This window comes from Actinosynnema sp. NPDC037264, assembly GCF_055603705.1.
On the sequence record NZ_JBVJVK010000087.1, the window covers coordinates 17,673 to 31,461 of the forward strand.

Here is a 13,789-nt window from a genome sequence, read left to right on the forward strand (position 1 = left end):
GACCCGATGGCCGGCCGGAGGTCAGCCGCCGTGCCCCGTCCGGGCCCTCAGCTCCGCCGCACGGGGGGCTGCCGAGCCGTTCGTACAGGTCGATCGCCCGCCACCGGTGCTCGACGGCCGCCGCCCGGTCGCCGCGCCGGTCGAACACGTCCGCCATGCCGGCCAGGGCGTCGGCGTGCTCCCACGGGATCGTCGCCTGGTCCAGGGTGCCGAGCGTGCGGCGGAAGTAGTCCAGCGCCTCGTCCAGCCGGCCCTCCTTGCGGTGGATCTCCGCCACCACGTTCGCCGCCTCGGCCGCGGCGGTGGCGTCGGCCAGCCGTTCCATGGCGGCCAACGCGCGCATGGCGCTGTCGAGCGCTTCGTCCTCCCGGCCCAGCGCGCTCAACGGCCGGGCGACCTCCATGAGCGCGGCGGCCTCGGTGTGCTCGTCGCCGACCGCCGCGCACGCCTCGATCGCCTCCCCGTAGCGCTCGATCGACTCCTCGTAGCGGCCCAGCCTCATCAACGACGACGCCGTGTTGCACAAGGTGAGCGAGAGGTGCTGCAGGAAGCCCCGCTCCCGCTGGATCCGGACGCCGCGCTCCCCGACCTCCAGCGCTTCCTCGTGCCGCCCGAGGTGGTCGAGGCAGGCGCAGATGTTGCCCAGCAGCACGGACGCCGGCGCGTGCTCGCCGCCCGCCTCCATCAGCGCGTGCGCCTCCCGGAACCGGGTCAGCGCCTCCTCGCTGCGCCCGCTGGCCCAGTAGCCGCCGGCCAGCCCGCTGACGATGCGCGCCCGGGCCCGGTCGTCGCCCAGCCTCACGGTCGCGTCGAGCGCGATCTCGTGGGTGGAGATCCAGTCCGAGACGTGACCGCCGTGGTAGTAGAAGCCCCACAGCAGGTACGGCAGCTGCCAGGTGTGATCGTCGAGCCCGGTGCGGGCGGCGTGGCGCACCGCGGCGGCGAGGTTCTCGCGCTCCGCCTCGAACCACTCCACGGCAGGTCCCGCGGTGTCGAACCCCGGCAGCTCCAGCGAGGCGTCGGTCGTGCGCACGGGCAGCCGCGGCCGGAGCGGGTAGAGCGCCTCGTCGCCCGCCTTCACCACCGCGAGGTAGTAGTCGAGCAGCCGGACGACCGCGGCGTCGTCCGGCTCGGCGGTGCCCTGCGCGTACTGGCGCACCAGGTCGTGCAGGCGGAACCGGCCCTGGCGCGGTTCCTCGACCAGGTTCACCTCGACCAGCGCGCCGAGCACCTCGTCCACCACCTGCGCGGGCAGGCCCGACAGCGCCGCGCCGGAGTAGCGGTCCACGTCCTCGCCGACGTGGTGGCCCAGCGCCCGGAACACGCGCCGCTGCACGTCGTCCAGCGTCCGGTAGGACACCGCGAACGCGGACGCGACGTCCCGGTCGTCCGCGGCGAACTCGCGCAGCCGCCGCCGCTCGTCCCGGATCCGGTCGATCAGGTACTCCGCGGACCAGGCGGCCCGGTGGTGCAGCCTGGCGGCGGCGAGCCGGATCGCCAGCGGGAGGTGGCCGCACAGCTCCACCAGCCGGGTCAGCGCGGCGGGGTCGAGCGTGCTGCGGCCCGCCACCTGCCGGAAGAGGTCGACGGCGGCCGGTCCGGGCAGCACCGGCAGCGACAGCGCGTGACTGCCGTCCAGCCCGACGAGCCTGCGCCTGCTGGTCACGATCACCAGGCAGCCGGGCGTCGACGGCAGCAGCGGCCGGACCTGGAGCGCGTCGAACGCGTTGTCCAGCACGACGACGGCGCGCAGCCCGGCCATCTCCGAGCGCCACAACGCCACCCGCTCGTCCAGCCCGACCGGCACGCGCTCGCGCGGCACGCCCAGCGAGTACAGCAGCACGGCGAGCGCGTCCAGCGGCTCGCGCGGCTCCCGGCCCTCGGTGTAGCCGTGCAGGTCGATGTAGAACCGGCCGTCCGGGTACCGGTCGGACAGCAGGTGCGCGGCGTGCACCGCGAACGCGGTCTTCCCCACGCCGGCCATCCCGTCCACCGCGCACACCAGTCCGCGTTCGGCGATCCGTTCGACCGCCGCCAGCTCGTCGGCCCGCCCGGTGAAGTCGGGTAGATCGCGGGGCAGGTGGTCACGCAGCCGGACGGCAGGCGCGCCGCCGTCGTCCTCGGTCAGCAGGGCCGCGTGCAGCGCCCGCAGCTCCGGTCCCGGTTCGACGCCCAGCTCGGCGGCGAGGAGGGTCCTCATCTCCGCGTAGGCGGTCAACGCCTCGGCACGCCGGCCGGACGCCCGCAACGCGGCCATCAGCTGCGCCCCGAACCGCTCGCGCAGCGGGTGCTGCTTCGTCAGCGACCGCAACTCGCCCACGAGACCGCCGCCGCGGCCGGCCGCCAGCTCGGCGTCGAAGCGGCGCTCCAGGACGCCGAGGCGTTCCTCCAGCAGCGGTTCGACCTCGTCCCGGTGCAGCGAGTCCGACGACACGTCGGACAACGGCGTGCCGCGCCACAGCTCCAGCGCCTCGGTGAACCGGCCCCGCGCGGCCAGGTCGCGGAACTCGTGCAGGTCCAGCGCGTGCGGCGGCAGCTCCGCCAGGTAGCCGCCGGTGGTCGTGCGCACCACGTTGGCCTCGCCGAGGGCTTGGCGCAGGCGCCGCACCACCATCTGCAAAGTGGCCTTGGCGCGGTCCGGGTTGGGCGCCTCCCCGTTCCACAGCCGGTCGACCAGCTCGTCGGCCGTCACCGGCTGGTTGGCCCGCAGCAGCAGGACCGCCAGCAGCAGTCGGGCCCGGCCGGCGGGGATGGGCACCGGCTCGTCGCCGTGCCACACCTCGATCGGACCGAGGACGTTGAACCGCGACGCGGTCACGCCGGCTGTCCCGCCACGACCGGTGGGCGCGAGGGGCCGGTCGCGCGACGTGCGGAGGGCACGGTGGTCGAAGGCGCGGGGAGCCCTGGAACCGTGAACCGAGCCGCCATACCCCTCCTTGACCGAGGCCAGTTTACAAACTCCGGCACGGGCCGCGAACTCCTCGTGACCGGGCGCGACCGCCGCCAGGAGAGCAGCTCGCGCGCCTCGTCCGGTCGGTAGCCGTACTGCCGGCGGGTCGCCGACGACTCGGTGGCCGCTGTCGACCGGCGCTGGGTGAGCCGGCAGTGAGGGGACTGTGAGGCTCTTCTTGCACAGTTGAGGCCGTTCACCGCCGCGACCCCCAGAGGGCGCGGGGCCGGAGGTGCGCACCAGGGGGGATCCGGTCCCGGTGGCAGGTGCACGTCGAGGGACGACGCGCCTGCCCGGCCCGCGCCGCGGTGACGACCGGGCCCGCGGGCTCCTCCGCTCTCCCCGCAGAGGAGCCCGCGGTGTCGGAGCGGCCGACGGGCCCCACGACGGCGGACCCGGTCACGGCAGGCCGGCCACTTTCGCCCGCAACGCCTCCGCCGTGCCGTGGCCGAGCTCGTCCAGGATGTCCAACGCCGCCTGCCACACCTCGCGCGCGGCGTCGTGGTCGCCCGCCAGCACGTGCGTGTCGCCGAGCCGTTGCAGCGTCGCGGCCTCCTCGTACCGGTCACCGCTCTCCCGGTACCGCGGCAGCGCCTCCCGGTAGCAGCGGACCGCCTCGTCCAGGTCGTGCAGGCGGTGGTGGACGTAGCCGAGGCTGTCCCACGTCGCCGCCTCCGCCAGCACGTCGTTGACCTCGCGGAACAGCGCCAGCGCCCGACCGCAGTCGGCCAGCGCCCGGTGCAGGTCCTCGCCGAGCATCGCGCGGGCCCAGCCGACGGCGTTGAGCGCGCGGGCCGTGCCCGCCCGGTCGCCCAGCTCCTCGAACAGCGCCAACGCCCGTTCCGCGTGGTGCAGGGCCTCGTGCAGCATGTTCCAGCCCTCGTACAGCCCGGCCAGGTGCCGGTGGATGTGCGCCCGGCTCTGCCGGTCGCCCAGCTCGCACGCCAGGTCGAGCGCGGCGGTGAGGTAGGACGCCGACTCGGCGAACCGCCGCAGCGTGATCAGGATCCGGCCGAGGGCCCGGTTGGTCGAGGCGAGCGCGACCCGGTCGCCCAGCCGCCGTGCCGCGGCCAACGCGATCTCCAGGCACCGCGCCTGCTCGTGCCAGAACGCCCGCAGCCGGGCGAACGCCGTGGTCGTCCACGCCAACTGCCAGGCGTGGGTGTCGAAACCGTGCGCCGCGGCGTGCCCCACCGCGGCGAACAGCGACGCCTGCTCCAGGCCGAACCAGGCCAGCGCGTCGGCCCGCTCGGTCAGCTCCGTGACCACCGCGCCGCGGGCGGGCTCGGCGATCGGCACCTCCTCGCGCTGCGAGTACAGCAGCCGGTCGGCCGTGTTCGCGGTGTGCAGGTAGTGGTCGAGCAACCGCCGCAGGGCTTCGCGCGGCCCGCCCTGGTCCTCGTGCACCGCGACCAGGTCCCGCGCGAACGCGTGCACCAGGTCGTGCAGCGTGAAGCGGCCCGGCACCGGCTCCGCGATCAGGTGCAGCCTGCTCAGCTCGCCCAGGTTCTGGCGGGCGGCGCGCAGCGGCACGCCCGCCAGGCTGGCCGCCGCCGGGATCGACACCTCGGGCCCCGGGTGCACGCCCAGCAGCAGGAACATCCGGGCCGCGGCCGGGCTCAACCGCTCGTAGGACCAGGAGAACACCGTCTTGACGCTGGTCGTCGCCTCACCGGTGTCGAGCGCCTCCAGCCTGGTCCGCTCGTCGGCCAGCTCGCCGGCCAACGCCCGCAGCGCGAAGTCCGGGTGCGCCGCCGCACGTGCCGCGACCACCGACAACGCCAGCGGCAGCCCCGCGCAGTGCCCGATCAGCTCGCGCACCGCGGCCGGCTCCGCGCCGACCCGCTGCGCGCCGAGCTGCCGCACCAGCAGCGCGGTCGCCTCATCGTCGGTCAGCACGCCGAGCGGCAACGGCTGCGCGCCCTCCCGCACCACCAGCCCGTCGAGCTGGTTGCGGCTGGTCACCAGGGCCAGGCAGCGCGGGCCGCTCGGCAGCAGCGGTCGCACCTGCTCGCTGTCCGCCGCGTTGTCCAGCACCACCAGCACCCGGCGCTCGGCCAGCAGGCTGCGGTACAGGCCGACCTGCTCGTCCAACCCGGACGGCACCCGCTCCGGCGCCACGCCCAACGCGCCGAGGAACCCGCGCAACGCCTCGTCCGGGCTCACCGGCTCACCCGTCGGGTCGAAACCGCGCAGGTTCACGTAGAGCTGGCCGTCCGGGAAGCGGTGCGCGCTCTGGCTCGCCCAGTGCAGCGCCAACGCCGTCTTGCCCACGCCGGCCGCGCCGTTGATCGCCGCGATCACCACCCCGCCCGCGCCGCCGGCCGAGTCGAGCAGCGCCCACAGCGCGGCCAGCTCGCCGTCGCGCCCGACGAAGAACCGGGTGTGGATCGGGAGCTGCCGCGGCGTGCTCGGGGTGTCCCGGGCGTCCGGGCGCGCGGCGACCGGCGCGGCGGTGAGGATCCGCTGGTGCAGCTCCTGCAAGCGCGGGCCGGGGTCGACGCCGAGCTGCTCGGCCAGCAGCGCGCGCACCGACCGGTAGGCGGCCAGTGCCTCGGCCTGCCGGTCCGATCGGGAAAGCGCTTCCATCAGCTGGCCCCAGAACCGCTCGCGCAACGGGTGCTCACGGGTCAGCGACCGCAGCTCGGGCACCACCTCCGCGGGCCTGCCCGCCGCCAGGTCCACGTCGAGGCGCCGTTCCAGCGCGTCGAGGCGTTCCTCCAGCAGCGGCGCGACGTCCTCGGCGTGCAGGACGTCGGACGGCACGTCCGACAGCGGCGCGCCGCGCCACAGGCCCAGCGCCTCTGCCAGCCGGTCGCGGTCGACCAGCTCGCGGAACCGGTGCAGGTCGAGCGCGCCCGGCGGCACCTCCGCCGCATACCCGCCGGTGGCGGTGCGGACCACGTTTGCCGGGCCGAGCGACTGGCGCAGCCGGGTCACCACCATGTGCAACGTCGCCCTGGTGCGGCCCGGGTTCACCGACCGGCCGTCCCAGAGCCGGTCGACCAGGAGGTCCGTCGGCACCACGCTGCCCGCGCGCAGCAGCAGGCTGGCCAGCAGCACCCGCGCCTTGCCCGTCGGCAGCGCCACCTGCCTGCCGTCGTGCCAGACCTCGAGGGGCCCGAGCACCTTGAACTCAGTCTCCACGCCACCCCCTCCAGTGCGGGGCGCAGCATAAGGCAGCGCACCGACACTCCCCGGATACCCAGAGTCAACTTCCCACCACTGTCCCAGGGCGGGCCGGCGAATTACGGGCGGGCCGGAGGGGCGGGGCCGGAGCACCGGGAACGCGGAAGGCCCCGCCGGAGCGGGGCCTTCCCGTCGTTCGCGTCGCGAGGTCGCGTCGGTCGAGCCGCCGTCCGCGGAGCAGCGGCGACCCGACTCAGTCCGGGTCGATCCACGCCAGCTGGATGCGCTGCTGCCCCAGCTTGCGGGTGACCAGCGTGCCCCGGCCGGGAGGCTGCGGCGACGCCTTGAGGTTGCCCACGATCGCCCCTTCCTCCTTCGAGCCCGAACCCACCATGATCGGCGCCGAGATCTCCTTCAGCTTGCCCAGGATCGGGTCGTACATCGCCCGCGACGCGCCACCCATGCGCCGCACGGCGATGATGTGCAGACCCACGTCCTTCGCCTGCGGGATGAACTCCGCCAGCGGCTGCAGCGGGTTCTGCGAACCCTGCGGCGCGACGAGGTCGTAGTCGTCCACGACCACGAACAGCTCAGGGCCCTTCCACCAGGACCTGTTCTTCAACTGCTCCTGGGTGACGTCCGGGCCGGGCAGGCGGTTGGCCATCGAGCCGCGGACGTCCTTGATCATGTCCGTGAGCTGCGCCGAGGACACCGCGTAGGACAGCAGGTGGTCGGTCTCGATGTAGCCGAGCATGGTGCGCCGGTAGTCGACCAGCATGATCAGCGCCTCGGACGAGGTGTAGCTGGTCATGATGCCGCGCACGATGGTGCGCAGCAGGTTGGTCTTGCCCGCCTCGCCGTCGGCCAGCGCCATGAAGTGCGGGTCGGCGTCGAAGTCCAGGTACACCGGCGCCAGCTCGTCCTCGTTGACGCCGATCGGCACCAGGTGGCCCCGGTTCGGCCGCTGCTGCTGCACCTGGGCCATGAAGTCGTGGTAGGGCAGCAGGTCGGGCAGCAGGCGGACCTGCGGCGCGCGCTGGCCGCGCCACGCGGCGCTCACCTTGGCGATCATGTCCTGCACGCCCGCCGCCACGTTCTCCGCGTCCGACGAGGCGTCGATGCGCGGCAGCGCGGTCAGGAAGTGCAGCTTCTGCGGCGACAGACCGCGACCCGGACGGCCCGGCGGCACGTTGACCGCGACCTTCCGGTCCACCTCGGACTCGCTGACGTCACCGAGGCGCAGCTCGAACCGCGTGCCGAGCAGGTCCTTCATCGCGGGCCGGATCTCCGCCCACCGGTTCGCCGCCACGACCACGTGCACGCCGTAGGACAGACCCTGCGCGGCCAGCGCCTGGACCATCGGCTCCAGCGCCTCGAACTCCTGCCGGAAGTTCATCCAGCCGTCCACGATCAGGAACGCGTCGCCGAAGTCGTCGTCGCGGATCTCGCCGCGCCGCCTGCGGTTGCGGAACTCGACCATCGAGTCGATGCCCTGCGCGCGGAACCGCTGCTCGCGCTCGGTGATCAGGCCCGACAGCTCGGCCACCATCCGGCGCGCCTTGTCCACGTCCAACCGGCTGGCGAACCCACCGACGTGCGGCAGGTTCTCCAGCGACGCGAGCGTGCCGCCACCGAGGTCGAGGCAGTAGAACTGCACTTCCTGCGGGGTGTGCGTCAACGCCATGGACGTGATCAGCGTCCGCAGCATCATCGACTTGCCCGACTGCGGACCGCCGACGATCGCGCCGTGGCCCGCGGCGCCGGAGAAGTCCGCCCACAGCAGGTCGCGCCGCTGCTCGAACGGCTTGTCGACCACGCCGAGCGGCACCTGGAGCTTGCCGTTGGAGAAGAAGCCGGGCGCGGTCAGGCCGCGGTCCTCGGTCGCCTGCAACGGCGGCAGCAGCGTGTCCAGCGACGGCGGCTCGTTCAACGGCGGCAGCCACACCTCGTGCGCCGGCGGGCCCTGGCCCACCAGCCGCTCGACGATGACCTCGAGCTCCGAGGGCTCGTTGGAGTCCTCTTCCTTCTTCGCCTGCTTGACCGGCTCGATCGGCTTGACCGGCTCCTTGGGGATCTCGATGTAGTCCGGCACGAAGTAGCGCGGCCGCTTGTCGCTGGTCACCGGCGCCGACGGGCCCGCGACCTGCAACCCGGCGGGCCGGTACGGACCGGACACGTACAGCGCCTTGAACCGGGTCAGCGGCGAGCCCTGCACGCCCAGGTACCCCGAACCCGGGATGGGCGGCAGCTCGTAGGCGTCCGGCACGCCGATCGCGGCGCGCGACTCGGCGGCGGAGAACGTCTTCAGACCGATCCGGTAGGACAGGAACGTGTCCAGGCCGCGCAGCTTGCCCTCCTCCAGCCGCTGCGACGCCAGGAGCATGTGCATCTGCAGCGACCGGCCGACGCGGCCGATCTGGAGGAAGATGTCGATGAAGTCCGGCTTCGCCGTCAGCATCTCGGAGAACTCGTCGATGCAGATGAACAACGCCGGCAGCGGGTCGAGGTCGGCGCCGTTCTCCCGCGCCTTCTCGTAGTCCCACACGTTCTTGTAGTTGCCCTTGGCCAGCACTTCCTGGCGACGGGACACCTCGCCCGCGATCGCGTCCTTCATGCGGTCGACCAGCGTCAGGTCGCCCGCCAGGTTGGTGATCGTCGCGGCGACGTGCGGCGCCTTGTCCAGGCCGAGGAACGTCGCGCCACCCTTGAAGTCGACCAGGATCATGTTGAGCGAGGTCGACGAGTGCGTCGCCAGCATGCCCAGCACGAGCGTGCGCAGGAACTCGGACTTGCCGGAACCGGTGGCGCCGATGCACAGGCCGTGCGGGCCCATGCCCTCCATCGCCGCTTCCTTGATGTCCAGCTCGACCTGCTGACCGAACTCGCCGATGCCGAACGGCACCCGGTAGCGGTCGCGCACCGGCCGGGGCCGCCACGCCGCCTGCACGTCGAAGGTCATCGGGTCGCCGGGGATGCCCAGGAACTCCAGCAGCGGCGGGTTGTTGCTCATCGACAGCGGGTCCTCGTCGCTGCCGCCCGCGTCCACGCCGCCGATCCGGTACGGCGACAGCCGCCGGGCCAGCGCCTCGGCCTCGACCACGCTCAGCCAGTCCGGCGCGCCGAACCACTCCACACCGCTGGCGCTGCGCGCGCCGAGCTTGCCGTCCTCGATCACCAGCCGCAGGCCGCGGCGGGCGGTCAGGTTGCCCAGCGACTCGGACAGGTCGAACAGCGTGACGCCGACCAGGCCCTCTTCCAGGATGATCTGCTCTTCGCGGGTGACGTCGCCGTCGTCGATCAGGATCACGATGTGCGGCTGGTCGGCGGGCGGCGGCGCGTTGCGGGTGAACCGCTGCCGGTCGCGCAACTGCTCGTCCAGCATCTGCTCGACCTCGGCCAGCGAGCCCGCCATCATCCGCATCTGCCCGATGCCGTCGACGATCGCCGGGTGCTGCACGTGCGGCAGCCACTTCATCCACTCCCACTCGGCCTTGGTGCGGCCGGTGGTGACGACGGCGACCAGCAGGTCGTCCGGCGAGTGGAAGGTGACCATCTGGGCCAGCAGGGCGCGGGCCAGGCCGCGCTTCTCCTCGATCTCGCCGAGCAGGCCGACGGCGGCGAAGCCGCGCAGCGCGATCGAGATCGGCAGGTCGGGCACCAGCGAGTGGGCGCGCACGAACCGGCGCAGCGCCAGCGTCGCGATCGGCTCCAGCTCCTCGACGGGACCGGTCTGCGGCGGCACGAGCCGCGTGGCCAGCCGCTGCGAGCCGCGGCCCGCGCGCAGGTGGCAGAAGTCGGGGTCGTTCTGCCGGCGCTCCCACATGCGCCGGGTGGTGGCCAGCGACCACAGCATCTGCGGGTCCGGGTGGACCCACTCGCGCTCGGCGCGCTGCTCGTTGGCGGCCTCGCGGGCGCGGTCGCGCATCTGGCCGAGGTACCGCAGGTAGTCCTTGCGGTCCTCGTTCATCTCGGCCTTCTTCTGGCCCTTGCCGCCGCCCATGCCGCCGGCCATCATGCCGATGGTCGAGACCAGCATCATGCCGGGCATGATCATCGCAGCGGGGCTGCGCCCGCTGTAGCTGAACATCAGCACCATCATGCCGACGGACGAGATGATCATGACGACGGGCATCGCCTTCATCATGATGTTGCCGGGGATGACCCGCGGCACCTCGGGTGGCGGTTCGAGGTGGACCTCACCGCCGGGTGGGCGGGGAGCAGCGAGGCGTGCCGTGCGCTTGAACTGCAGCGTGCTCACCTAACAGGCACCTCTTCAGCGTCGATCCGTAAACGATCAGCCCGACTGCGCTCGAATCCCGATCGGGGCGTGTGGGCCCGCCACAGTCGCAACGACACTATGGCGCATCGGAACCCCGAACGACGGGGGGTCGGGCAAATCCGCGGCCAACGTGTTGTGACGTGTTGCGCGGAACGGCCCAGCCCGGAGGCCCGCTGCCCCCATACTGGGTCCGCTCCTCTCCAGGGGCGGGCCGAAGCGCGTCCGACCGGACCAATAGGGTCGGGACGGACCACAGCACACACTCATCAGGACTTAGGGGGCGCTGGTGGCGACCGGAACGACGGTGTTCAGCCGGGTGACGGTGGTTGCGCCGCGAACGCGTATCGACGTCGCGCTGCCCGCCGACGTCGCGGTGGCCGACCTGCTGCCGATGCTGCTGGACATGGCCAAGGAGGCCACTCCGGACGGTGGCGTGCGGCACGGCGGCTGGGCGTTGGCCAAGCTGGGCGAGGGCCCACTGGACCCCAGCCGCACGCTGGCCTCGCTCGGCGTGGTCGACGGCGAGCTGCTGCAGCTGCGCAAGCGCAACGAGAACCCGCCGCCCCCGCTGTACGACGACGTGGTCGACGCGATCGCGGAGTCCGATCCGGACAGCTTCCGGCCGTGGACCAAGGACACGGCACGCCGCTACGGCCACCTCGCGGGCGCGTTGGCGCTGATCACGGCCGCGATCGCGGTGCTGATGGCGGGCCCGCTCGCGGGCGGCGGCAACCTCGTGCCGGCGATCTGCGCGGGCGTGGTGGCCATCGCGTCGCTCATCGCGGGCGCGGTCGTGGCGCGGTCCTACAACGCCGTCGGCACGGGCGTGCTGGTCGCCGCGGCGGGCGGGCTGCCGATGGCCTTCGTCGCGGGCCTCTACATCGTGCCCGGCGAGATCGGCCGGCCCAGCCTGCTGCTGGGCAGCGTGCTGGTGCTGATCTTCGCCTCGGCCTCGATCATGCTGATCGGCCGCGGCATCACGGTGTTCATCGCCGCCGCCACGGCCGGCGCGCTGAGCGGCCTCGCGTTCCTCATCGGGATCTTCGTCGACCACCCGGTGCACGGCATCGCGGCGGCCACCGCGGCGGTCTCGCTCGCCGCCCTGTCCGTGCTGCCCCGGTTGACGATCCAGCTGGCCAAGCTGCCGCTGCCGACCGTGCCGGGCAGCGCGGAGGACCTCAAGGAGGACACCGGCTTCCCGGAGTACTCCGTGATCGAGCGGCGCACGGCCAACGCGCACGAGTACCTGACCGGCATGATCATCGGCTGCGGCGGCGTCGCCGCCCTGTTCGCCGTGATCGCGGCGGGCGACGGCTCCATCTGGGGCCCGCTGCTGGCGATCGTGGTGACGCTGGTGCTGCTGCTGCGCGGGCGTGCCTACGCCAACGGCGCGCAGGCGGTGGCGCTGCTGGCCAGCGGCATGGTCGCGGGCGCCGGCGTGCTGTTCGGGTGGCTGGTGCAGTCCTCGCCCGGCGACCGGCTGCTGTACGTGTTCGGCACCCTCGTGGTGGTCGGCGCGGGCGCGCTGGTGCTCGGCGTGATCTTCCCCAACCAGAAGTTCTCCCCGGTGCTGCGCCGGACGGTCGACGTGCTCGAGGCCATCCTGATCGCCGCGGTGCTGCCGCTGGCGCTGGCGGTGATGGACCTCTACGTGGCCATGCGCCAGCTCATCCCCGCGTGAGGCGATGATGCGCATCCACAAGATCGCCGCGCTCACCGCGGCGGCCGTGACCCTGCTGACCGCGCCCGGCGCGTACGCCCAGCCGGCGTCGACGACGTCGACCCCGAACGCCCGGCCGAACTCGCAGCCGCCGCCGGTGGACCGGTCGTTCCTGCGCCAGCCCGAGCCGCCGAAGGAAGACGTCGACTACAAGCCCAAGCAGGGCTGCATCACCTCCAGGACCGAGGACCGCCCCATCCCGAACAAGCCGTGGGGCCAGATGCAGCTGCGGCTGGAGGAGGCGCACCGGTTCGCCACCGGCAAGGGCATCAAGCTCGCCATCATCGACACCGGTGTCAACAAGGCCCACCCGCGGCTGGAAGGCCGGGTCCTGGAGGGCGGCGACTACGTGGAGACCGAGAAGCGCGGTGTCCACGACTGCGACGGCCACGGCACCGAGGTCGCGGGCGTCGCGGCGGCGAGCCGGGACGACGAGACCGGGTTCGTCGGCGCCGCGCCCGAGGTGACGGTGCTGGCGTTCCGGCAGACCAGCAACAGCTTCGAGTACGACGACCCGGCCAACCTGGACGACCGACCGTCCGCGGGCAAGGTCGGCACCCTGGCGAAGGCCATCGTCTCCGCCGTGGACCAGGGCGCGCGCGTGATCAACATCTCGCTGACCGCCTGCGCGCCGCCGGCCGAGCCGAGCAACCAGGAGCGCGAGCTCCAGGCCGCGATCGACTGGGCGGTGAACGACAAGGACGTCGTCATCGTGACCGCCGCGGGCAACATCGACGCGAAGAGCGGCTGCCAGGCCCAGAACGACGGCCAGGCCACGGAGAACGTCAACGTGGTCGCGTCGCCGCCCTGGTACGCCGACAACGTGCTGTCCGTGGCGTCGATGAACGCCGAGGGCGGTGTCTCGCCGTTCTCGGTGTGGGGCCCGTGGATCAGCGTGGCCGCGCCGGGCGAGAACATCGTGACGCTCGACCCGGCGGGCAAGGGCCTGACCAACGCCAACTTCGAGAACGGCCGGCCGGTGGCGATCCAGGGCACCAGCTTCGCCTCGCCGTACGTGGCCGGCGTGGTCGCGCTGGTGCGCGAGCGGTTCCCGAAGCTGAAGGCGAAGCAGGTGATGGAGCGCATCAAGGCGACCGCCCAGCACCCGGGCAACCCGAACGGCCGTGACCACAAGATCGGCTACGGGATGATCAACCCGGTGGCCGCGCTGACCGCCGAGCTGCCGTTCGAGCAGCCGGGCGCGAAGCCGGTGAACCCGGAGCAGCTGATGACCGACCTCGGTCCGCTGAACCCGCCGAGCAGCACGCCCATGATCGTGGCGCTGTCGGGCACGGGCGCGGGCGTCGGCCTGCTCCTGCTGACGATGTTCATCGTCCACACCGTGAACCGCAACCGCGCCCGCCGCGTGATCTCACCACCAAAACGCTCTGTCATCTAGGGCGCCATCTAGGCCACACACGACAAGGGCCGCCCTCCGGGGCGGCCCTTTCGCTTCCCTCGTGGTGACGCCACGTCGCGAGGTCGCGTCGGTCATCCGCTGCTCATCCCGCGGCAATCACGCTTTTCGATTGTCGCGGGATCAGCGGCGGATGACCGACTTCCAGGCGACCGAGCCGCCGTCTGCGGAGCAACGGCCATCCAACACGGCGATTCGACTCAGTCCTCCATAAGCTCTTGATCGTCCGGGACACGATGTTCCGGACGCCCGGGTTGGTGGGGTGTGGCAATCAGTCCTCTGCCGTTGGATGGC

General features: G+C 72.7%; 5 protein-coding genes and 1 pseudogene. 3 read left to right on the forward strand and 3 right to left on the reverse strand.

The window, feature by feature from the left end:
• Positions 1–257 precede the first annotated feature (257 nt).
• Positions 258–467 carry a hypothetical protein gene (locus tag ACZ7GX_RS42605; protein WP_498786039.1) on the forward strand — a complete coding sequence of 70 codons (210 nt, stop codon included), beginning with the start codon at positions 258–260 and terminating at the stop codon, positions 465–467.
• Here ACZ7GX_RS42605 and ACZ7GX_RS42610 read toward each other — a convergent pair.
• The 3 genes and pseudogenes from ACZ7GX_RS42610 to eccCa form a co-directional block, all read right to left on the reverse strand.
• Positions 380–3,190, reverse strand: a pseudogene (locus ACZ7GX_RS42610) (AfsR/SARP family transcriptional regulator); the annotation flags it as partial. The gene ACZ7GX_RS42605 and the pseudogene ACZ7GX_RS42610 overlap by 88 nt on opposite strands.
• Positions 3,191–3,349: 159 nt before the next feature.
• The gene (locus tag ACZ7GX_RS42615; protein ID WP_498786041.1) at positions 3,350–6,097 is read right to left on the reverse strand and encodes an AfsR/SARP family transcriptional regulator; all 2,748 of its coding nucleotides are present in this window, start codon (positions 6,095–6,097) and stop codon (positions 3,350–3,352) included.
• A gap of 235 nt (positions 6,098–6,332) precedes the next feature.
• Positions 6,333–10,337 (reverse strand): type VII secretion protein EccCa, encoded by a 4,005-nt coding sequence (eccCa, locus tag ACZ7GX_RS42620; protein WP_498786043.1) that lies wholly within the window; start codon positions 10,335–10,337, stop codon positions 6,333–6,335.
• 307 nt (positions 10,338–10,644) lie between these two features.
• Between eccCa and eccD the strand changes: the two genes are divergently transcribed.
• Together eccD and mycP are read left to right on the forward strand one after the other, a co-directional pair.
• Positions 10,645–12,039, forward strand: a complete 1,395-nt coding sequence (eccD, locus tag ACZ7GX_RS42625; protein ID WP_498786045.1) for a type VII secretion integral membrane protein EccD — start codon at positions 10,645–10,647, stop codon at positions 12,037–12,039.
• A gap of 7 nt (positions 12,040–12,046) precedes the next feature.
• Complete coding sequence (gene mycP / locus ACZ7GX_RS42630) at positions 12,047–13,477, forward strand: type VII secretion-associated serine protease mycosin (protein ID WP_498786047.1); 1,431 nt, start codon at positions 12,047–12,049, stop codon at positions 13,475–13,477.
• Positions 13,478–13,789: the final 312 nt, after the last annotated feature.

Coding starts and splice junctions, on each gene's coding strand:
- mycP (WP_498786047.1), top strand. CDS start 12,047: ATGCGCATCCACAAGATCGCCGCGCTCACCGCGGCGGCCGTGACCCTG.